This window comes from Bartonella refiksaydamii, assembly GCF_902652675.1.
Classification (GTDB): domain Bacteria; phylum Pseudomonadota; class Alphaproteobacteria; order Rhizobiales; family Rhizobiaceae; genus Bartonella; species Bartonella refiksaydamii.
In genome coordinates this window covers 22,851-44,806 of the sequence record NZ_LR736301.1, presented here as the reverse complement: position 1 = coordinate 44,806, position 21,956 = coordinate 22,851, and the positions used below count along the sequence as shown (strand labels likewise).

General features: G+C 40.5%; 17 protein-coding genes. 5 read left to right on the top strand and 12 right to left on the bottom strand.

The features are described from left to right. Positions 1-267 precede the first annotated feature (267 nt). On the top strand, positions 268-1,254 hold the full coding sequence (gene cobS, locus GQO39_RS05330; RefSeq protein WP_156851250.1) for a cobaltochelatase subunit CobS: 987 nt from the start codon (positions 268-270) through the stop codon (positions 1,252-1,254). A gap of 14 nt (positions 1,255-1,268) precedes the next feature. Then, entirely contained in the window at positions 1,269-3,170 is a 1,902-nt protein-coding gene (gene cobT, locus GQO39_RS05325; RefSeq protein WP_156851248.1) for a cobaltochelatase subunit CobT, read from the top strand. Positions 3,171-3,568: 398 nt separating this feature from the next. Here cobT and GQO39_RS05320 read toward each other — a convergent pair whose 3' ends face one another. Beyond that, positions 3,569-4,255 carry a VUT family protein gene (locus GQO39_RS05320; protein ID WP_156851246.1) on the bottom strand — a complete coding sequence of 229 codons (687 nt, stop codon included), beginning with the start codon at positions 4,253-4,255 and terminating at the stop codon, positions 3,569-3,571. Positions 4,256-4,372: 117 nt separating this feature from the next. Next, positions 4,373-4,678, bottom strand: coding sequence for a 50S ribosomal protein L28 (rpmB, locus tag GQO39_RS05315; RefSeq protein WP_156851244.1), 306 nt, complete (start codon positions 4,676-4,678; stop codon positions 4,373-4,375). 276 nt (positions 4,679-4,954) lie between these two features. Here rpmB and GQO39_RS05310 point away from each other — a divergent pair, with 276 nt between their 5' ends. Beyond that, positions 4,955-5,731: an SURF1 family protein gene (locus tag GQO39_RS05310; RefSeq protein ID WP_156851243.1), complete on the top strand. Its 777-nt coding sequence runs from the start codon at positions 4,955-4,957 to the stop codon at positions 5,729-5,731. Positions 5,732-6,023: 292 nt separating this feature from the next. On the opposite strand, the gene GQO39_RS05305 is transcribed toward GQO39_RS05310, so the two are convergent. From GQO39_RS05305 to htpX, 5 genes are all read right to left on the bottom strand, one after another. Further along, positions 6,024-6,176 carry a DUF1127 domain-containing protein gene (locus tag GQO39_RS05305; RefSeq protein ID WP_156851241.1) on the bottom strand — a complete coding sequence of 51 codons (153 nt, stop codon included), beginning with the start codon at positions 6,174-6,176 and terminating at the stop codon, positions 6,024-6,026. 158 nt (positions 6,177-6,334) lie between these two features. Then, positions 6,335-7,951 (bottom strand): bifunctional phosphoribosylaminoimidazolecarboxamide formyltransferase/IMP cyclohydrolase, encoded by a 1,617-nt coding sequence (gene purH / locus GQO39_RS05300; RefSeq protein WP_156851239.1) that lies wholly within the window; start codon positions 7,949-7,951, stop codon positions 6,335-6,337. A gap of 171 nt (positions 7,952-8,122) precedes the next feature. Beyond that, positions 8,123-9,832, bottom strand: coding sequence for a heparinase II/III family protein (locus GQO39_RS05295; RefSeq protein ID WP_156851237.1), 1,710 nt, complete (start codon positions 9,830-9,832; stop codon positions 8,123-8,125). A gap of 63 nt (positions 9,833-9,895) precedes the next feature. Beyond that, positions 9,896-11,263 (bottom strand): RsmB/NOP family class I SAM-dependent RNA methyltransferase, encoded by a 1,368-nt coding sequence (locus GQO39_RS05290; protein ID WP_156851236.1) that lies wholly within the window; start codon positions 11,261-11,263, stop codon positions 9,896-9,898. Positions 11,264-11,298: 35 nt separating this feature from the next. Beyond that, positions 11,299-12,342: a zinc metalloprotease HtpX gene (gene htpX / locus GQO39_RS05285; protein WP_156851235.1), complete on the bottom strand. Its 1,044-nt coding sequence runs from the start codon at positions 12,340-12,342 to the stop codon at positions 11,299-11,301. Between the two features lie 83 nt (positions 12,343-12,425). Between htpX and GQO39_RS05280 the strand changes: the two genes are divergently transcribed. Next, positions 12,426-12,641: a DUF1674 domain-containing protein gene (locus GQO39_RS05280; RefSeq protein ID WP_156851234.1), complete on the top strand. Its 216-nt coding sequence runs from the start codon at positions 12,426-12,428 to the stop codon at positions 12,639-12,641. Positions 12,642-12,774: 133 nt separating this feature from the next. On the opposite strand, the gene rpsP is transcribed toward GQO39_RS05280, so the two are convergent. From rpsP to GQO39_RS05260, 4 genes are all read right to left on the bottom strand, one after another. Further along, positions 12,775-13,137, bottom strand: coding sequence for a 30S ribosomal protein S16 (rpsP, locus tag GQO39_RS05275; protein ID WP_007552152.1), 363 nt, complete (start codon positions 13,135-13,137; stop codon positions 12,775-12,777). Positions 13,138-13,153: 16 nt separating this feature from the next. Further along, positions 13,154-13,477, bottom strand: coding sequence for a chorismate mutase (locus tag GQO39_RS05270; RefSeq protein ID WP_156851233.1), 324 nt, complete (start codon positions 13,475-13,477; stop codon positions 13,154-13,156). Positions 13,478-13,501: 24 nt separating this feature from the next. Beyond that, entirely contained in the window at positions 13,502-15,073 is a 1,572-nt protein-coding gene (gene ffh / locus GQO39_RS05265) for a signal recognition particle protein (protein WP_156851232.1), read from the bottom strand. A 216-nt stretch (positions 15,074-15,289) separates the two neighbouring features. Beyond that, positions 15,290-15,946 carry a carbonic anhydrase gene (locus tag GQO39_RS05260; protein ID WP_156851231.1) on the bottom strand — a complete coding sequence of 219 codons (657 nt, stop codon included), beginning with the start codon at positions 15,944-15,946 and terminating at the stop codon, positions 15,290-15,292. A gap of 254 nt (positions 15,947-16,200) precedes the next feature. Here GQO39_RS05260 and GQO39_RS05255 point away from each other — a divergent pair, with 254 nt between their 5' ends. Continuing rightward, entirely contained in the window at positions 16,201-20,910 is a 4,710-nt protein-coding gene (locus GQO39_RS05255; RefSeq protein WP_156851230.1) for an NAD-glutamate dehydrogenase, read from the top strand. Here the strand turns inward: GQO39_RS05255 and GQO39_RS05250 are convergent. Continuing rightward, complete coding sequence (locus GQO39_RS05250) at positions 20,907-21,893, bottom strand: DUF2125 domain-containing protein (RefSeq protein ID WP_246668530.1); 987 nt, start codon at positions 21,891-21,893, stop codon at positions 20,907-20,909. The two genes, GQO39_RS05255 and GQO39_RS05250, sit on opposite strands and share 4 nt — an antisense overlap. Between the last annotated feature and the right edge of the window lie 63 nt (positions 21,894-21,956).

Here is a 21,956-nt window from a genome sequence, read left to right as displayed (position 1 = left end):
TCATAGAAAATGATTGCATACAACCTTTTGACTTTATTAGTTTTTTATATATAATGTGTATTCTTATTCGGAACTCTCGTTTAAGTAGCAAAACAGTAAATGATCATGACAAATTGATTTATTATTTTCCCACAGGCAGGTTAAAATATCTGCTAAAGTGTTTCTTTTCTACTAGGACTCTCATTGTAAAGCATTGCATAAGAGCTATAACTCTTGTATCGTTCTTAACGAACGAAAATAAATGGCGTCCTTCCTTCCAGAAAAACAATGACAAAAACAAAGCTTCCCGTCGAAAATGTGCCCGATATTACGCTCTGCGCTCGTGATCTGTTTAATATTGATACAGATATGAAAGTGCCCGCTTTTAGCACAAAAAACCCTCACGTTCCTGATGTAGATCCCGATTATCTTTTTGATCAACAAACAACTTTAGCGATTTTAGCAGGTTTCGCATTTAACCGCCGTGTTATGGTTTCTGGCTATCACGGTACAGGTAAATCGACACATATTGAACAAGTTGCTGCACGTCTCAATTGGCCTTGTATCCGAATTAATCTCGACAGTCATGTCAGCCGCATTGATCTGGTAGGAAAAGATGCCATTGTTTTAAAAGACGGCTTACAAATCACTGAATTTAAAGAAGGTATTTTACCATGGGCTTATCAGAACAATATTGCCCTTGTTTTCGATGAATATGATGCAGGTCGTCCCGATGTTATGTTTGTCATCCAACGTGTCCTTGAAGCCTCTGGACGGTTAAGCTTGCTTGATCAAAGCCGTGTCATCACACCTCATCCAGCATTTCGCCTTTTTGCGACCGCAAATACCATTGGTCTTGGCGATACAACAGGGCTTTATCATGGTACACAACAAATTAATCAAGCACAAATGGACCGCTGGTCCATCGTAACGATACTAAATTATTTGCCCCATGATAAAGAAATTGATATCGTTTGTTCAAAAGTAAAGTCTTTTCAGACAATTGAGGGAAAAAAGACAATTTCACAAATGGTTCATGTTGCTGATATGGTACGCCAATCTTTTATCAACGGAGATCTTTCAACAGTCATGAGCCCACGCACCGTCATTACTTGGGCCGAAAATACGACCATTTTTCAAAATGTTGGATTTGCCTTTCGGTTAACTTTTCTCAATAAATGTGATGAACTAGAACATGCTACTGTCGCAGAATTTTATCAACGTGCCTTTGGGCAAGAACTTCCCGAATCACTCATTCATGGTGTTTTGCCTTAAAGGATATGTCAATCATGGCTGCCAAGACTGGCAACAATAGCGAAAATCTCACAAACGATTATCCCGACAATACTCTTGATACTGAAGCTTTTAAAAAAGCACTTTCCACCTGTATCCGTGCAATTGCTTGCACGCCTAACCTTGAAATTTCCTTTAGCCACAACAGACCCTCGTTAAGCGGAAATGATGCACGCTTACCAGAATTGCCACAACATGCAACAGATAAAGATATAAAAATTACCCGCGGATTAGGCGATTCTATGGCACTACGCAAAGCGTGGCATGACAACAACATCCACACGCAATTCGCACCACTAGAATCAGAAGCACGCGCCATTTTTGATGCTCTTGAGCAAACACGTGTTGAAACAATCGGCACTTTAGCCATGGAGGGAATTGCACAAAACCTTGATGTAATGCTCGCGGATAAATATAAAAGAGCCCATTATCAAAAGATAAGCAGCCAAAGTGAAGCGCCTATACAAGAAGCCATCGCGCTTTTACTCCGCGAAAAAACAACAAAACGCTCTACTCCAAAAGAAGCAGGACCTGTCTTGGAGTTATGGCGTCAAGAAATTGAACAAAAAGCCGCAATAGAACTGAACGAACTGACACATCATATCCATAATCAACATGCTTTTGCACGGATTGTCCGTCGAATGCTTGTTACACTCAAAATTTCAACCAAACTAGAAGAAAATTCTGACAATGAAAACAATAAAAAAATAAAAAACGGCTGTGAACCACAAAACCAAGCAGAAGAAGAAAGCAAAAACAAAAAACACGCCCAGAACAAAGAAAAAGCGACAACTGAACAAGAAAGCGATGTGCAAGACAAAGGAAAAACGCAAGCGACACAATCACACGAAAATGATAAAGCCGAGGAAGAACAAGAAAGAAGCCCTTGGCAGAGAAAATCGAACAAATCTAAACGCTTTTTCACCATTTCAGAACAAATGGAAAAACTTGGCAATTATAAAGTTTTTACCCGTCAATTTGATGAAGTTTTGGAAGCAACAGCTTTTTGTTCTGAAAGCGAATTGGATCGCTTGCGCCATTATCTTGATAAACAAATCAATCATCTCCAAAACATTGTTGGACGCTTAGCAAACCGCTTACAGCGCCGCCTCATGGCACAACAAAATCGTAATTGGAACTTTGACCTTGAGGAAGGGTATCTTGATACAGCACGACTCCCACGCCTTATCATTGATCCCACACAACCACTCTCTTTCAAAATGGAAAGTAAGACGCAATTTCGAGATACCGTTGTTTCACTCCTCATTGATAATTCAGGCTCAATGCGAGGACGGCCAATGACTGTTGCAGCAAGTTGCACGGATATTTTAGCACAAACTCTTGAACGTTGTGGCGTTAAAGTCGAAATTTTAGGCTTTACCACCAAAACTTGGAAAGGAGGAAAATCACGTGAACAATGGCTTACCCAAAACAAACCCAATAACCCAGGGCGCCTTAATGATTTATGTCATATCATCTATAAAAGTGCTGATACACCATGGCGTCGCGCACGGCGTAATTTAGGTTTAATGATGCAGGAGGGATTACTGAAAGAAAATATTGATGGTGAAGCATTGATTTGGGCGCATCAACGTCTTTTATCACGGCGTGAACAGCGTCGTATTCTCATGGTTATTTCTGATGGAGCTCCTGTTGACGATTCAACACTGTCCGTTAATTCCAGCAATTATCTTGAAAGGCATTTACGGGCCGTGATTCAAGAAATTCAGACACATTCACCTATAGAACTCATTGCAATTGGGATTGGTCATGACGTTACACGCTATTATCAACACGCTGTAACAATTATGAATGCCGAAGAACTTGCCAATGCTATAACAAAACAATTAGAAACACTTTTTAGCGATAAGAAACTTTATTCTCATAAGAAATTTTAAAAAACTCCTCAATCAGTAACGATTATATTTTAACGTTAAAATATGCGTCTATACAAGCCAGAATCATCACTTTATTTGCCACCCCTCAAAGTTACAATTGCACTCACATTTAGATCATTCATGAAAAGCATTTTGTGCCCTTTCTCAAACGACTTTTATTCACACATTGGATACAACCGTGACATACGAATGAATGATGATTCATAATAAGAGGACTTGAAAGAGATAGGCCTTATTGTATCCAGAACTCTTATCCAACTTGCAAAAGGATAAGGCATCCTTATAAATCAGTGTGTTATTATAAAAATATCTTTACCAAACATGACTCTAAAACACTACTCTTACAAAACACAACGTATAATCTTTTCAGCTTCAAGAAAATGAGAGAATAAAGATGGTTATTTACGACCAACAAAAGATGAATCATCCTTTGAATAATTTTGATAAAGAGGGATTCCCACAGCGCTAAGGATTGTTCCATAAGGAATCAACATAAGGAGACTCATAACAATTTTTACCGAAAAATCTCCAAAAGCAAGTGAAAGCCATACTGGAATCTCAAACCCCAAAAAAACAACGCTTTCCATGAGTAAACTATTAGCATACCCTGTCATCTGATCGATAAAGGTAAAAAAGCTAGAAAAAGCAAGAGCAAAAAACACAACCGTATCCAAAGCTGAACCAACCAACGCTGCTGCTAACGGCGCTTTCCACCATGTTTTACGTCGCAAAGGAGTAAAAACAATAATATCCAAGAGCTGACCAAATAAAAATGCTAAACTAGAAGCAATTGCCAGACGCGGCGTAGCTAGGATCCAAGAAACAAAAACACCAGCAAAAAAACCAGCATAAACCACACGCCGTGCAGCAGATGGACCATAAAAACGATTGGTTAGATCATTAATCAGAAAAGCAATCGGATAGGTAAAAGCACCATAGGTCAAAAGTTCATTCAACCCAAACCAATAGACAGGATACTGAACCAAAACATTAGAAGCAGTAACAGTAAAACACATTGCAAAGATAGAAAAAACTATAAACCTTCTCTCTTGCTGTGCTAACAAAAACCTGCGCTCTGAAAACATTTTTTTACTTGGGCAATGGAATCGATCAAATACAACGACAAAACCGTAGAAAACTGAAAGAATACACCCCTATAGAAAGGAAACAAATAACCCAACAGCGTAATATATCAAAGACAATTACGCTGCTTGCTCAGCCTCTTGTTCAGTTTTTTTCTTAACAATTTGGCGCTTTAACAAGCGCGCACGTTGCGATAACTCTTTATCAGCAGCTTTAACCAAAAAACCATCAAGACCACCGCGGTGCTCAACAGAACGCAAAGCACTTGCCGAAACACGCAAACGGTAACTCTGCTGCAACACTTCGGAAATCAATGTCACATTGCAAAGATTTGGTAAAAAACGACGACGGGTTTTATTGTTTGCATGGCTAACATTATTACCATACAGAACTGTTTTTCCTGTCAATTCGCAGGCACGAGACATAAACTTCACCTTTAAACTCTAAAAAACTTTTCAATCCCAATACCTGCAAAATAGAACGAACAAAAAAACGCACAACACTACCTTGAACGAGTACTATTGGGAAACTACTTTTCTAATAAGGCGTTGACAACAAAAGGTCAAGCCTTTTGTAAAACCTTTTGCATCCCTTATTGGCTCATTCTTTCATCATTTCCCATAAAAGGCATACAAAATGCTTTTTTTTAATGCTCACCGTGCTAAAAGAACGCTTATCATACTATAAAGGAAGCATCAATCATGAACCAAACAGATCTTTCCATGACAGAGCTTCAACAAAAACACACCAGTTTTTCTTCACTTGTGTTCGGTATTTTGTGTATATGTTTTTTTCTTCTCTTTAGTGCATTAGGTGTATGGCAAGTACAACGATTAAATTGGAAAACAAACCTTATCATCAGTGCCAATCAACGTGTCCATTTGCCTCCCATAAAAGCACCACCGCAAGATCAATGGGCGCATACCACTTTTGAAAAAGATGAATATCGCCCTGTCATCATTACGGGAAAATTTTTGACAGATAAAAATATTTTTATCACTGCCGTTGCTCAAGATACCACGGGCTACTGGGTTTTAACCCCTTTACAAACAGCTGACAACACATTAACCTTTGTGAATCGTGGTTTTATCCCCATGGACGCACGCCATGACTTTCAAAACTCAGAGCAATCACACACGAACATCCCGCATTCTGCCACAGAGATAAAACAAACGACAGTTATAGGTTTGTTACGTATGAGTGAGAAAAATGGGTTTTTTCCACGCAAAAATAATCCTGACACGAACTTATGGTATACGCGCGATCTTCCTGCTATGGCACAAAAGCTTGGCCTATCCACCGTTGCTCCTTATTTCATCGATGCTAGCAAAAAAACAGACACACAAGCAGACCTCCCCATTGGTGGTCTCACTGTCGTACACTTTCAGAACAATCATCTTGTCTATGCTATTACGTGGTTTACCTTAGCTGCAGGTGTTCTAGGAGCCTTTCTTTTCCTGCTACGGCAAAAAAACTAAAAAAGATTAGAGGCTAGGTACTCACCTTATAAAACATAACTGTTAAATAGCCTTGCTTTAAAAAGCGTTATTCCACAACAGAACATACCATCACACCATTGTGTTGAGAGTTTTACACACCACTCCCTTTGTTTTTTCAGGAAACAGCACACAGCAAGCGCCAAGGTAAATACATAAACATCACCCTTACACGCGCCCTCTTTATTGCAGCAAAAACAGAGAGAAAAAATGCCCTCATAAGACACTCCCCCTTACAATAAAATACTCTCTCAAATGCCCCTATAAACAAATTTTAGAAAAATTTACGAGAATAAAGCCGTGCAATTGAATCAATATTACCACGACAAATACCAAGATCATTAAGTTCATATATTGAAAGATGACTCAATGCATTAACCGTCCGACGATAACGACGCCAATTATTATAAAACCGCAGAATACTCATATTTTTTACTCAAATCCTATAATCATTTTCTTCAGAAGATAAGATAGAGCAAATTACAAAAAAGAGTTGTGCTATAACTTCATAACAGATATGCACCTACAACACGATAAGCTTAACTAAAACTTTATCTCATACGAAAAGATCACCAACGAAAACCGTTAATGACGAAAATGCCGTACACCTGTAAAAACCATGGCTAAACCATGCGCATCGGCAGCGGCAATCACCTCTTCATCACGCATTGATCCCCCCGGTTGAATAACCGCTGTTGCACCTGCTTCAGCAACTGCTAATAAACCGTCTACAAAAGGAAAAAAAGCATCCGACGCAACCACAGACCCTTTCGCAGAAGATTCTGTTAAGCCTGCTCTTTGTGCACTTTCTTCAGCTTTACGCGCAGCGATTTTTGCTGAATCAATACGACTCATTTGTCCCGCACCAATTCCAACTGTTGCGCTATTTTTTGCATAAACAATAGCATTTGATTTGACATGTTTAACTACCCGAAAAGCAAATTGAAGATCACGCATTTCATCTTGACTTGGCACCCGCTTTGTCACCACTTGCAATTTAAGATCATCAACTACCACATTATCACGCGATTGCACTAAAATCCCACCCGCAAGCGTTTTTGCAATCAACCCTCCACAACGAGGATTAGGAACATCACCTGTTACCAGCAAACGGAGATTTTTTTTCCTTGCAATAATTTCACGTGCTGCCATTGTTGCACTAGGAGCAATAATCACTTCCGTGAAAATTTTAACAATCTCTTCCGCACATTCTTCATCAAGAGGTTGATTTAAAGCAACAATTCCCCCAAACGCCGAAACATTATCACATTGTAGAGCTTTCAAATAAGCCTCTTTCAAACTCCGCCCTTCTGCAACACCACAAGGGTTTGAATGCTTAATAAGAGCAGCAGCAGCAGTCATTTTAGGATCAAATTCTGCCACAAGCTCAAATGCCGCATCTGTATCATTCATATTGTTATAAGAGAGTGCTTTTCCTTGCAAAAGTTCAGCTGTTGCTACACCAAAACGTTTATCACTATTGCGATAAAATGCCGCCTGTTGATGCGGATTTTCCCCATAGCGCATAACGCTTTCAATATGACCAGAAAAACTTTGCCAAGATGGCATTTCAATTTTTAAATCCTGTGCAAACCATGCCGCTATCGCCGCATCATAAGCAGCAGTATGTTCATAAGCACGCATTGCTAATTGACGTCGTATGGATAAACTTAAACACCCATCATGCTTCTTTAATTCAGCGAGAACCAATGCATAATCACGCACCACTGTTACAACACCTGTATAAGCATGATTCTTTGCCGCAGCGCGGATCATTGCCGGTCCACCGATATCAATATTTTCAAGAATTGTTTGCCTATCCGCTCCAGATTGTGAAGTTTTTTCAAAAGGATAAAGATTCACGACCAAAAGATCGATTTCATGGATACCATGTTTCTCCATCGCATCTGCATGGCTAGGATTCTCTCTTACACCTAAGAGAGCACCATGAATTAAGGGATGAAGTGTTTTTACACGTCCATCCATTATTTCCGGAAATCCTGTAACTTCGGCAACATCTTTTACCGGTAAATCAGCAGCCATTAAAGCTTTAGCTGTTCCTCCTGTTGAAATCAATTCAATACCGTAAGCGTGAAGCGCTTTTGCAAATGCAACCACGCCCGTTTTATCAGACACAGAAAGAAGAACACGCCGGACCCGATGAAGATCAGGTATGGGAAAATTTTTTGCAACAACACCCATAACAGGAACCCTAAAAATGAAATGGTTAAAATTCAAACAAAATTGGCTTACATGCATAAAGCCAGTTTATACATTCATAGCACATGCCTTTATCAAAATACACTGAAAGGATAGTATGCTTTTTAATACACTAAAGAATAACTTTCTTTATCAATGTTATAAAAAAGCAAATCATTGCTCTAACGGACAGCGAATAAAACGCCAACGAACCTTTTCCTGAAATGCAGGACGAAAATATAAAACAATCTGTTGTGTGCGTTGTGGTCCTGTTAGTGCAGCAAAATCAATGGAATCTTCAAGACAAATATCAGTGTCAGGCGATATAAAATACCACACTTGCTCATCCCCCACAGCTAAACGCACACGCTTGCCATCGTAATTGACTTGAACTTGCGGATGAAGATGAAACCGAACAGCAACATTATTTTGTTCACTTTGATCTATCCTATGTCTCTTGGAAGGCTCCTTGTTTGGCATAAAAAAGCGATCAAAACCCTCGATCATTTCTCCATTTGTCGCTAAAATAAGACCACGTTCATGAACAAGATTAAAAGGACGCACATAACCATTATGGCTCGCAATAAAACCCGTTTTCTCTGAATCCTCTATACGACGCACTTTAACATCCGTTGGCCCTTCAAGGAGAAATGAAGTGCCACTTCTCTTTTTTTTATGAAAAATCCCCACCGAACAATCATTAACCGTTGCTGTTGAATGTGCAGCAGTGAAACGCCCTAAATGTCGATATTCTTCACGCCCATAAGGATTAACACCCGTGTTGATAATAAAGCGGCTCCCATGTGAAGACATTTCAAAAGACAAACACCCCGAACAAGCGTATTGGGCAGCAGAGCGTGGCGGAAACTTTCCGGTATCCGCAAGCACTGTCGTTTTATTGGCTTGTAGACGTTGAAACCCTGAATAGCGTGCATAACTAAAAGGATGCCCTGCAGTCTCATCAAGCTGTAAAATTGCCAATAAGCGTTCGGGAACAAGAGGACCAACTCCATTAAAATGCGCTAATGTTTGGTCTTCATGAATAAAAAATCGTAAAGCTGGCAACATACGCTCAACAGAATCAATCAAAACACGCGGTGCTGTTTCATTACTACGCATAAAAAGGTAACGTAAAGACAATAAATCCGATAACAAATTGAGTAAAATAATAGGGCTACGCGAAATATGTCCGCCATCGACCAATATTTGGTGTGAAAGCTCTTCGATGAGAAAGGTTTGCACCTTTTTTTTCATTGCCGCAGAAACAGGCAAAGCAAGAGATGCAAATGTCAAAGCCACTGCTGCTTGTAAACGTTGGTCATTGTTTTCCATACTCGAAATCGTGACACGCAAATAACGAAATTGAAAACCAAGCGCACGCAAAAAGTTTTTCTCAAACCGTTCACTTGCTCCTTGTAATAACATTTTCGAATGACAGATCCACGAAATTAGACGCCGTGCCACAACCGGTGCACTCCAAGCAAGCCCCGTTACCTTTTTGCCACCATGATGAAACCAATCTTCTAAGAGAGAACGCGCATGTGCCACAGCTAAATCACTCTCCGCTGCCGCCATATGCCGCAACCAATGAAAATCATGAAGAGCAGCTTCCCATTCCGATGTTGGTGGAACTAATGAAAAAGGGGAAGCAACACCAGAATGAACAATATGACCGGCAAAAGCAAAACGACCATGATAAAATTCGCGTGCTATCACCGGATCAGCTAAATGCAAATCAACGGGATGTGCTAAAATTTTATGGGGACGAAACCCTGAAAATCGCCAACGAAACAGCGGTCCCACCCATAAACGCCGTATAAACTGGTGTGCCCCATATACCAAATCCGACGTTTTTACTTGAGGTCCTTTTACCGCAATTGCCACAATCTATCTCCATATATACTGAATCGTGTACAATTTCGGCCATTTTAGTAAATGAACCGTTAATTAAGATACTTTCCGCAAGCGAGCTGCAAAAAAACCATCCATTCCTAAAAACACTTTTTTTTCATCAGTAAAATTTTGGTGACAAAAGTCTGCAGGCGTTGTTCGCAAAGTCCCCGCAAAAGAGAGCAAATGCGCCAGTGCTCCCATTTCCTCTGCACAAATAGGCTCTAAAACAATGTCACCACGTGCCGATAAAATTTTCTCAATGAGATCTTCACCTTCTTCTCTTGCTAATGAACAATTGGAAAAAACAATACGCCCCCCCTTCTTCACCAAAGCAATTGCCGCCAAGAGTAAATCATATTGCAATGCCGCTAATTTGCCAATATCATCTACCGATTTTGTCCATAAAATATCCGGATGACGCCGTATTATTCCTGTAGAAGAACAAGGGGCATCAAGAAGAACAGCATCAAAAAGCTGTTTGGGATGAAAATTTCTCACATCCCCCTGCCAAGTGCGAACTGAAAAATGAAGCCGTTCCATATTTTCTTTTAAACGCTTTACCCGATTAGCAGACATATCAACGGCTGTCACATCAGCCCCCTGCAAAGCCAATTGTGCTGTTTTTCCTCCCGGACTCGCACAAAGATCAGCAACATTTTTGCCCTGAATATTTCCAAGTAAACAAGCAGGCAACGCCGCAGCAAAATCTTGAACCCACCAAGCCCCTTGCCTATAGCCTGGTAAATCAGAAACAGAACAATCCACATGGCTTAACCGAACCGAACCATTGGGCAAAACAACACCGCCAAGCCGCTTAGCCCATTCAACACTGTCGGATTTAACTGTCAAATCAAGAGGCGGCGGAACACTTTGAATTTCTAAAATCTGTTCAGCCTTTTCTTTTCCATAAGCTGAAACTAACAGCTCCCCAAACCACACCGGAATCTCTTCAATGGTAGGAACCTGTTGGCGCAACACATCTGCCTCACGTGCAACATTGCGTAAAAGTGCATTCACCATCGCTGAAAAACGGCGCATACGAGGATCAAGTTTAGCTACACGCACTGCTAAATCAATCGCAGCATGATCAGGAATATCAAGGTACAGAATCTGTACCATACTGATATGCAAAAGATGCTGCAATGAAAATGCTTGTGAAGGCAAAGGTCGCACCAAAAAGCGTGATAAAGCAGCTGTAATTTGTCCCCGATGACGCAACGCCGCTGCCAAAATAGCACGACACAATAAACGATCTCGATGTGAAAACCTTAAATATTGTGGATGTCCATGTTCATTATCCGTTAAACCTGAAAGAGACGCATGCTTATCAAGCACTGCCCCTAAAAGACGCACACACACCTGCCGAACAGCTAATCCCGGAACATTTTTTTCGGATACACGCCCCGCTTTTTCGTGCTTCAAAACAACACCTTTATGCCTTTATCCCCTCAAAAGCTCTATGATCGAGATCTTTTTGTATCTTCATAACGAAGCCAAGAAGGGCGTTTTGTAACGCGTTGAACAGCATCATTTTCCTGATTACCTGATACACTAGTTTGCTCATTATGATCAAAACCTCCATAACCTATCCCCCTTTTTTCATGCAAACCACCTTCTTTATTCCACCCCATACCTTTGGATATTGCCCCCTTCATCTCCTCTGCTTGTCGACGAAGAGCCGCAATACGATTCGCAGTCGCCGGATGGGTAGAAAAGAGGCTATCGGCCCCTTCCCCGCTTAACGGATTGATAATAAACATATGTGCTGTTGCCGGATTATGCTCTGCTTCCTCATTGTATACTCCACGTCCACCATCGGCAATTTTACGCAATGCCGAAGCCAACCATAAAGGATTACCACATATTTCAGCTCCCCGCCGATCAGCAGCATATTCACGCGTACGACTAATAGCCATTTGCACCAACATTGCCGCAAAAGGCGCCACAAGCAAAGCAATAATGCCCCCAAGCCCCCCACCATGAGAATTTTCTGAAGAATTACGCGTTCCCCCCATAAAAAAAGCGAAATTACCGAGCATAGAAATCGCTCCTGCAATCGTTGCGGTCAGAGTCATTGTTAACGTATCACGGTGCTCAATATGTGCTAGCTCATGCGCCATAACGCCCGCAATTTCCTCCACACTCAACTGCTCTAACAACCCAGTACTCGCAGCAACAGCCGCATTTTGAGGATTACGTCCCGTAGCAAAAGCATTTGGCTGCGCACTTTCAATAACATAAACTTTTGGTTGAGGAAGAGAAGCTTTTTGTACTAAATCGCTCACAATCTTATAATAAATTGGTGAGGAATACTGATTAACTTCACGCGCACCATACATGCGTAAAACGATTTTATCAGAATTCCAATAAGAAAAAAAATTCAAACCACTTGCCATCAATAGAGCAATGATCATGCCACTGCCCCCCCCAACAAGATAACCAACCCCCATAAAAAGAGCGGTCATAAAAGCCAAAAGCATTGCCGTACGCATTATATTCATTACTCAAAAAACTCCATGATAAAAGACAATCATTCCTATATGATGGGGTTTTCTTTCTGCTTCTTCAATGGAATAGGTGTAAAATGGATAAAAAAGACAAGAAAATAAGCAATCAAAATGCAACCGCAGATAAACAACAATCCCTCTCTCCCGCAGCAAAACGCGCCCTAAACGAAGCCGAGGAAAGGCGTAAACATGAAATAAAGGAAGAAAGACCTTTAGAAAATGGTGGACGCGGCGGCAAAGACCCTTCACGTTATGGAGACTGGGAAATTAAAGGCCGCGCCATTGACTTTTAAAAGAGTCATACTGATTTTAGAAAAAACAAACACCTTATTAAGTGAAGATCCGTTTTTGATAAACAAAAACGGATAACAATCACTTTTCTCGATAAAAGCTTCTAAAAGAACAATTGATTATTTTTAAAAGCAATCAGGCTTCTGCTGTTGACTCTGCCGCTTCTTCAGCAGCTTGCTTTGCTGCTGCAATACGTTCTTGTGCCTTTTTACCAGGTTCACCTTTGTGTGGATTATTGCGGATTGGACGCTTTTTTAAACCAGCCGCATCCAAAAACCGTAAAACGCGGTCTGTTGGCTGTGCACCTTGACCAAGCCAATATTGAATACGTTCTTCGTTCAGCTTCACACGTGGCCCATCTTTAGGCAACATGGGATCCCATGCACCAACACGCTCAAGAAACCGCCCATCACGCGGACTACGAACATCTGCAACCACAATGTGATAGTAAGGACGCTTTTTGGATCCTCCACGAGACAAACGAATTTTTAATGCCATATTTTATCTCCTATTTTCAGCTCTGGCTTTCGTTTAAATTTACTTGTTTTTGTTCTTCAGCAATCAGCTCATGATGATGCACAACCTCTTTAATGATAAACTTCAAAAATCTTTCAGAAAAATCAGGATCGAGATGACTATCTGTAGCCAATTGCCGCAACCGCTCAACTTGTCGCTGCTCACGCAGAGGATCAACCGTAGGCAAATCATAACGGGCTTTTAAGTGCCCAACAGCTTGCGTACAACGAAAACGCTCTGCCAAAATATGGATCAACGCTGCATCAAAATTATCAATAGAGGTACGTAAACGCGCCAATTCATCCAATATTTTTTCCTGCATGATATTTCCTTCTCTCTTTACATCTTATTTTTTCTTGAGATGCTGAGGAAACAACCCCTTATCAGCAGTACCATTGGAAAGGCTAGGAAAAACAGGCCCACAACGCCTTGGAAGACCAGGTAAAGCCTTCCCTCCATTACCACTTTCAATCTGTTTTTGAAGTGTTGAGAGCTGCTTTGGATCAAACCCCGATAAATCGGGCAAAGCTTCAGAATCCCTGACAACAGCTCCCATACCACCAAGCCCCATCTTAGAACCAAACCCTCCCAACATTTTTCCCATCAAGCCGCTTTTTCCCTTACCCCCTATGGCTTTGACCATATCAGCCATTTGGCGATGCATTTTCAAAAGCTTATTAATATCAGCAGCACTTGTACCAGAACCCTTAGCAATCCGTTGTTTACGACTATGTTTCAAAACTTCAGGACGAGCACGCTCTAAGGGAGTCATTGACGAAATAATAGCCAATTGACGATTAAACAAACGATCATCAAGTCCCGCAGCAGCAATCTGATCTTTTACCTTACCAAAACCCGGCAACATTCCCATAACTCCGCCCATTCCCCCAAGTTTTTTCATTTTCTGCAATTGTTCTGCAAGGTCATTGAGATCGAATTTTCCAGCCTGCATTTTTTTTGCAAAAGCAGACGCTTTCTCATGATCCATTGTCTCAGCAGCTTTTTCAACTAAAGAAACAATATCACCCATTCCGAGAATACGATCAGCAATGCGACTAGGATGAAACTCTTCCAAAGCATCTATTTTTTCACCAGTTCCAATTGCTTTAATCGGCTTTCCCGTAATAGCACGCATTGAAAGAGCAGCACCACCACGGCCATCACTATCCATACGTGTTAAAATAATTCCTGTAATTCCCACACGCTCATCAAAAGAACGCGCAAGATGAACAGCATCTTGACCTGTAAGACTATCAGCAACCAACATAATTTCATGAGGAAGAGAACACGCTTTAATCGCAGCCAACTCAAGCATCAAAGCTTCATCAATATGGTTACGTCCTGCCGTATCAAGAATCAAAACATCATAACCACCTAATTTAGCGGCTTGTACCGCACGTGTTGCAATATCAACGGGAGACTGACCCGCAATAATAGGCAAACTTGCAAGTTTTGCTTGCTCTCCTAATTGGCGGAGTTGTTCCTGTGCCGCAGGTCGGCGTGTATCTAATGACGCCATGAGAACTTTTTTATTATTTTTGTCGGTTAAACGCTTTGCAAGCTTTGCTGTTGTCGTTGTTTTTCCAGAACCTTGCAAACCAATCATCATGATAACAACAGGTGCTGGTGCATTTAAATCACTCAGAACTCCTTCATTTCCAAGAACATTAACCAATTCATCATGAACAATTTTGACAACCATCTGGCCAGGTTTAATTGACTTAACAATTTCGGCCCCAACAGCTCTTTCACGAACCCTATCGGTAAAAGAACGCGCGACATCAAGTGCAACATCAGCGTCCAATAAAGCGCGACGAATTTCGCGCAGGGCCTCTGCTACATCCTGATCCGACAAAGCTCCACGCCCTGTCAAATGAGACAGTATGGAGCCAAGACGCTCTTGTAAGGATTCAAACATTATCTACCTCATTGCTGCATAACACACAAACCAAAGTGGCACCCGAGGACGCACCGCGTTATCGGATGTTGACCTCTGAGATCTTTTTATACCCTTAAAATGGGGTCTCAGTCAGTGGCTCCAAGTTAATTTTGTACCGAAAGCTCGCTCTTTCAAACAATAAAACCCTAGCTTTGTCAAGATTTATCATACAATATCTTTAAAAGAGAGCAAGCGTTATACTTCAAAGTTCCAAACCTCAACAGGCACAAAACGACCTGTTTCCTGTTCTATATTCCATAATTCACCACTTGAAATATCAAACCAAACCCCATGCAACGTTAAAATACCCTGATCTTTTCTCGCCTTTATCCATGGAAATGTTTCTAAATTCTTCAACGAATGACGAATAGAAAGTTGCTCTAATGCAGTCTGCTGTTCTAACACAGTCAACGACTTATTGCCAACAACCTCTTGTGCTGTTGGCGCCAAAAGGCTTATCCATTGACCAATAAAATCATTTGACGATAAAGACTTACATGTCCCCTTAAGAGCAGTGCTAATCCCCCCACAATGCGCATGACCAAAAACAACAATATGCTTAACTTCAAGCAACTGCACCGCATGTTCAAGAGCTGCTGATGTTGCGTGATATTGGTTATCAGGAGAAAAAGGAGGAACCAAATTTGCCACGTTACGTATCGTAAAAATTTCGCCTGGCTTAGTATCAAAAACTGTTTCTGGTACTGCGCGCGAATCACAACAAGCAATGACCAAAACCTCAGGTTTTTGCCCCTCAAGCGCCAATTGTTGATAATGTGCTGTTTTATATGAAAAATGATTTTTTATAAAGGATCGGTAACCACTTAAAAGTCTTTCTGGCAAACACATCATTCTTTATTTACTTTCATTTTGTATATTTTGACAAACAAACTATTAACATAAAAAAACACTAAAAATGTCCTTTCATCGACATAATTTTTTAAAATGCCAAATTATTACTTATAAAGTGGAAGAAATAATTTTATTATCTCCAATATAAATAACTATTCCCCGCAAAAAGAAGGTGCTACAGTGCAGAGAATGGTATAACGGCCTATTCTTATAAATAAGTAAAGACTGCTAAAAGCAAAAAAGGGAAAAATATTGTGATAAAACAAAAAACATCAGAGATAAAAAGCAATCAAGATAAAATAGAACAAATCCTTTTTGCTCATACTGATAAAGAAGATATTGCTTGTTACGAGAATGAGGAACTTCAAAAAGCCGTAACCACCGCGATTAAAGCCTTTAATCTCCATCAAGCAGGAAAAAGCACCATCTACTTTGAACAAAATTTGACCCGCAACCATAAACCTATAACCGTTGTCACGCTTGTCAACGATAACAAACCCTTCCTGCTTGATTCGATTTTAAATATCTTTAATCAGCACAAAAATCATATTTATTTGATTGCACATCCCGTACTTGATTGCGCTTCTGGACAGCGCATCAGCCTCATGCAAATTCATATAGAGCCATTAAACGAACAGCAAATACAAAAACTGCAAAATGAAATCACCTTAGTTCTTGAACAAGTTAATGCAGCTGTACAAGACTGGGAACCTATGCTTAAAGAAGTCGAAAAGCATATCCATGCTTATCAAACAAATCTCCCAGCACACTACAAACAAGAAGGTGAAAAAGCCATTGAATTTCTTAACTGGTTGATGGACCACAATTTTATCTTCCTTGGCATGCGCACTTATAACTTCACCAAAAACCAAGAACCCACAAAAGCCTTTACAGCCAGCGACGTTGAATTGGGTATTCTCACCGATACCTCTATTCGTATTATTGGTGATGCAAGAGTGGAAGAACCTCCCCAAGAAATCCTCTCTTTTATGGAAAGCGATAACTTGCTTATTGTGACGAAAGCCAACAGCCGTTCAAAAATTCACCGTCTTGTTTGGCTTGATTATATTGGTCTTAAAATCTTTGATAAAGAAGGCAAGTTGTGTGGAGAATTGCGCATTGTAGGGTTATTTACTTCCTCAGCTTATACGCGCTCTATCTTGCAAATCCCTTTCTTAAAAGAAAAAGCAAAAACCATTATTCAACGCCTTGGACACAATCGCGCCGACTATTCTGGAAAAGCACTCATCAGTGTTTTAGAAACATATCCAAGAGATGAAATGTTTCGCTCTGATGTTGATACATTAACAGAAAATGCCAAACTTATCATGCAATTAGACGAACGCCCACGTCTACGAGTGCTCGCCCATATTGATTCTTTTGGGCGCTTTGTTTCTATACTTGTCTATGTTCCCCGTGACCAATATAGCAGCAATATTCGCGAAAAAATTGGTGAATACTTTGTTGAACTCTACCAAGGTGATTTTTTTGAATCCTATCCACTCTTCTTAGAAAGCACTCTCATCCGCGTTCATTATATCATCCATCGAAAAGGGAGCGAAAGCGCCCCTGTTATTGAGCGCACAGTGCTTGAACAAAATGTTCGTTCCATAGCACGCAGTTGGGAAGACAGTGTTCAAACCATAGCTCTTACCCGCAAAGCAACAGATCAACAAATGCGTTTAGCTAGCCAGTTTCCCAACAGCTATCGTGACTTATTCTCGGCTGAAGATGCAATTGAAGATGCTGGTCATATTTTAAGTCTTCATGATAAAAAACCGCTTTTCGTTACTTTCTATCATACACACAACAAAGAAAAACAAGGCATTTCTCTTCGGCTTTTTCACCGCCATAAAGCACTAGCCCTTTCTAAGCGCGTACCACTCCTTGAAAATATGGGATTTCGGGTCATTGCTGAGCAAACACTTGAATTACCAGATGGTAATGAACACTCCGTATATCTTCATGATATGCAACTAGAGAGCGCCTTCCAAGTTTGTATTGATTTCGACAAAAACAGTCAAAAGCACGCTGAAACATTCGAAGCTATTTGGTCCCAAGATGCTGATAATGATGCCTTCAATGCTTTAACGCAAACCGCTCAACTTGATTGGCGTGAAATTGTCATTTTGCGCCATTATGGACGCTATCTCCAACAAGCTGGAATCCCTTATTCACAAGACCGCGTTGCCCAAACTTTAAACGCCTACCCAGATATTACCCAAGATCTGTATGCTCTGTTTCATTTGAAATTTCATCAAAGCCATACAGAAAAAGAGCGAGAAAAAAACCAACAGGTCATTCAACAACGTATTGAAGAAAAACTACAGAAAGTATCAGGTTTAGATGATGATCTCATCTTACGCCGTTATCGTAATCTCATTGATGCAAGTTTACGAACCAACGCCTTTACCCCTCTAGCAAATGGTAGCCCGCGGCGTATTTTAGCAACCAAGTTGGATCCACGCCAAATTGAAGGCTTACCTGAACCGCGCCCTTATCGAGAAATTTTTGTTTATGGACCAGAAGTTGAAGGGGTCCATTTGCGCTTTGGTCCTATCGCCCGCGGTGGAATTCGTTGGTCTGATCGCGCATTGGATTATCGCACTGAAGTGCTCAGCCTAGTCAAAGCCCAACAGGTTAAAAATGCAGTTATCGTTCCCGTTGGTGCAAAAGGTGGATTTTATCCTCATCGTCTTCCCCAAACCAATGACCGTGCCGTAATTATAGAAGCCGCGCGACAAGCTTATATTGACTTTATCACGGCTTTGCTTTCCATCACCGACAATCTAGTTAACGGCAAAATAACCCCCCCTCACGACATTATCTGCCATGATGGCCATGATCCTTATTTTGTTGTTGCTGCCGACAAAGGCACAGCAACCTTTTCTGATACAGCAAACAGCATCAGCCAAGCAAACCACTTTTGGCTCGATGATGCTTTTGCCTCTGGAGGTTCAGCAGGCTATGACCATAAAGCCATTGGGATTACAGCTAAAGGTGCATGGGAAGCAGTTAAAAGACATTTTCGAGAATTGTTTAATCGCGATATTCAAACAACTCCCTTTACCTGTATCGGTGTTGGTGACATGTCTGGCGATGTTTTTGGCAATGGAATGCTCCTTTCCAAACAAACAAAACTTATCGCCGCCTTTGATCACCGCGATATCTTTATTGACCCAGATCCAAACATAGCTGAGAGCTATGCAGAACGTATGCGCCTCTTTCAACTTCCTCGTTCAAGCTGGCAGGATTACGACCATACAAAATTATCAAAGGGTGGTGGCATCTTTTCACGTACAGCAAAGACCATTACTCTCTCACCCGAAGCAGCACAAGCCATTGGCTTTGAACAACAAACGGGAACCCCCTTTGAAATTATTTCTGCACTTCTCAAAGCACCTGTTGATCTTTTATGGTTTGGCGGCATTGGTACCTATATCCGTGCAACAACAGAAACTGATGCACAAGTAGGGGATCGTGCAAATGATGCACTCCGCATTACCGGTGAACAAGTTCGTGCAAAAGTTATTGGTGAGGGTGCTAATCTTGGCGTTACACAACGTGGTCGAATTGAATATGTCTTAAACGGTGGACGATGCAATACGGACGCCATTGATAACTCTGCAGGTGTTAATTGTTCAGATGTTGAAGTCAATATCAAAATTGTTCTCGCATCAGCGCTCCGTGCAAAAACGCTTACCAAAGAAGCACGCAACGAACTCTTGAAAAAAATGACTCCACAAGTTGAACAATTAGTCCTACGCAACAATTATTTGCAACCCCTTGCTCTTTCTTTAGCTGAAAGCCAAAGTATTGCCGATTTGCCTTATCAAATACGTTTTATGCATGATTTGGAACAGAAAAAACTTCTGGATCGTAGAGTTGAGATTCTCCCTGATGAACAAATTTTGCGGCAAAGAATAACACAAGGTCAAGGCCTTATACGTCCGGAACTCGCCGTTATTTTGGCATATGCCAAATTAACTCTAAAAGAAGAAATCGTCCACAGTCCTATTATTGATGATTGTTATTTTGATGCACTCTTGTTGCACTATTTCCCAACTCAAATTCAGACAAATTTTGAGAAAGAAATCATTAATAATCAGTTGCGTCGTAATATTATTGCTACACTGATTGCAAACGATATTGTGAATCGTGGAGGGCCTACTTTTGTTAATCAACTACAAGATGCAACAGAACAAAAGGTTGAAAATATTATTCGTGTTTTCATTACAATCCGTGACGGTTTTGAAATACCCCAATTATCTGATCAAATTGATAAACTTGATAATAAGATACCTGGTCTTGTCCAAAACAAATTTTACGCAACTATTACTTCAATGCTCTTTGAGACAACAAATTGGGGGTTGCGCAATATGGACCTTTCAACTCCATTAGAAGAACTTGTAAAAACAATAAAGCAAGCCCGTAACATTATTGAAGAACAACTGACACACTCCAACGATAAAGATATTAATCAAAAAATTAAAGAAAAAACGCTCCATTATAGTGAAGAAGGAGCACCAAAATCTTTAGCAAAGCAATTGTCTCTCTTGGAAGCTGCTCCAATAATTTGTGACATTTCTTTGATTGCAAAACAAAGCAACAGTGACCTTATTAAAACAGCAGAAATCTATTTTTCACTGGCTCAAATCATTCGTATAAACCGCATTAATGAAGCAAGTAGAACAATTTCTGTACTTGATTACTATGATAGTATGGCTTTAAACCAAGCCAAAGAAAATATCTCTGAAAGCTTGCGAAAAATTGTTACAAAAATCTTGAAAAATTATGGCTCGAAAGAGGCTTCATTTGCCGCTTGGAACAAAACAAATGAAGAGCAAATTCATAATGTAACAAACCGCATTGCTGCCCTCATTGAAAACGATCTCAATATTTCTCGTTTTACCTTTGCAGCAGGGATGATTGCTCAACTGTACAATACTACCTTTCAAACTTAAAGCGGTGCAAGACGGCCAAGTTTTAAAAATCCTAATTTTGCCCACCCATGGGTAATCAACAAAGGTAGAACTGGAATACCATCTGCATTTTTAGGCATAGCGCCTAAAATAAAAAATAAAGCTTGAAGATTGTTAGCTTGCGTGGGAAATAAACGCTGCATAGTTGTAAGAAGCTCCATATGCTTCACAAAAGCAAGTTCAAATTTTGCTGTCAAATATCCCTCATTATCAAAGGAAAAAGGTCCACTTATACGCAATGTGCCGCCTGTATGAAAAATTAATTCGCCACGCTTTAAAATACCACTTTTTCCATACAAATGCTGCTTCCAACTGTCTTCTCCCTTTTCAAACAGATGAGGTACCTCATTAAGTGCCCATGTCAAATTGCCATCAATTTTTGGAAAATCAACAAAGTAAGGTGCAAGAAACATAGCAGAATCCAAACTATCAAAAGTAACATGCCCCGATAAGCGATTCTTCTCGTGTTTAACATCAAGCCGTATAAATTCTGCCGTTATTTTTGGGAGCACACTTTTTGGGCTTAATGGATACACAACGGTGTCATCATCATCTCTCAAAGATACCTGATCTTCAACATTTTCTTGTGTTGTCTTTTTATCAGTCGTCTGCGATTTCAATTTACTTTGGAATTTTTGATCCTCAACAGATGTGTTAAGGATGGAAACTTCAAGCCCTTCAGCCATAAGTTTCAATGTTTTACCCGCCTTCCAATAAGGCTCTGTTTCAATTACCAGATTGTGCCAATGTGACATTATAGGAGCTTTTCCAGCAAAAAGAATTGATGCAGGAGAATGAACGTTTAACTCTACCCGTTGTGGTGCATAAATTGGTGCACCAACCGTCAAACGATCCGTTGATAAAGAAAACCCGCGCAAAGGCCAAGCAAATTGAAACTGATCACAAACAACACCAATACGTAACGGATAACCATTCTTGTTCAGATGTCCGCACACCGCTATCATATCCCGCGAAGATGCCTTTGCGAGTATAACGGAAGCACAATCTTCTATTTTACGTGAAAAAAA

Bases quoted from the DNA above. Each gene is read 5' to 3' on its own strand.
- cobS (WP_156851250.1), top strand. From the start codon at position 268: ATGACAAAAACAAAGCTTCCCGTCGAAAATGTGCCCGATATTACGCTC.
- cobT (WP_156851248.1), top strand. From the start codon at position 1,269: ATGGCTGCCAAGACTGGCAACAATAGCGAAAATCTCACAAACGATTAT.
- GQO39_RS05320 (WP_156851246.1), bottom strand. From the start codon at position 4,255: ATGTTTTCAGAGCGCAGGTTTTTGTTAGCACAGCAAGAGAGAAGGTTT.
- rpmB (WP_156851244.1), bottom strand. From the start codon at position 4,678: ATGTCTCGTGCCTGCGAATTGACAGGAAAAACAGTTCTGTATGGTAAT.
- GQO39_RS05310 (WP_156851243.1), top strand. From the start codon at position 4,955: ATGAACCAAACAGATCTTTCCATGACAGAGCTTCAACAAAAACACACC.
- GQO39_RS05305 (WP_156851241.1), bottom strand. From the start codon at position 6,176: ATGAGTATTCTGCGGTTTTATAATAATTGGCGTCGTTATCGTCGGACG.
- purH (WP_156851239.1), bottom strand. From the start codon at position 7,951: ATGGGTGTTGTTGCAAAAAATTTTCCCATACCTGATCTTCATCGGGTC.
- htpX (WP_156851235.1), bottom strand. From the start codon at position 12,342: ATGAATATAATGCGTACGGCAATGCTTTTGGCTTTTATGACCGCTCTT.
- GQO39_RS05280 (WP_156851234.1), top strand. From the start codon at position 12,426: ATGGATAAAAAAGACAAGAAAATAAGCAATCAAAATGCAACCGCAGAT.
- rpsP (WP_007552152.1), bottom strand. From the start codon at position 13,137: ATGGCATTAAAAATTCGTTTGTCTCGTGGAGGATCCAAAAAGCGTCCT.
- GQO39_RS05270 (WP_156851233.1), bottom strand. From the start codon at position 13,477: ATGCAGGAAAAAATATTGGATGAATTGGCGCGTTTACGTACCTCTATT.
- ffh (WP_156851232.1), bottom strand. From the start codon at position 15,073: ATGTTTGAATCCTTACAAGAGCGTCTTGGCTCCATACTGTCTCATTTG.
- GQO39_RS05260 (WP_156851231.1), bottom strand. From the start codon at position 15,946: ATGATGTGTTTGCCAGAAAGACTTTTAAGTGGTTACCGATCCTTTATA.
- GQO39_RS05250 (WP_246668530.1), bottom strand. From the start codon at position 21,893: ATGATAGCGGTGTGCGGACATCTGAACAAGAATGGTTATCCGTTACGT.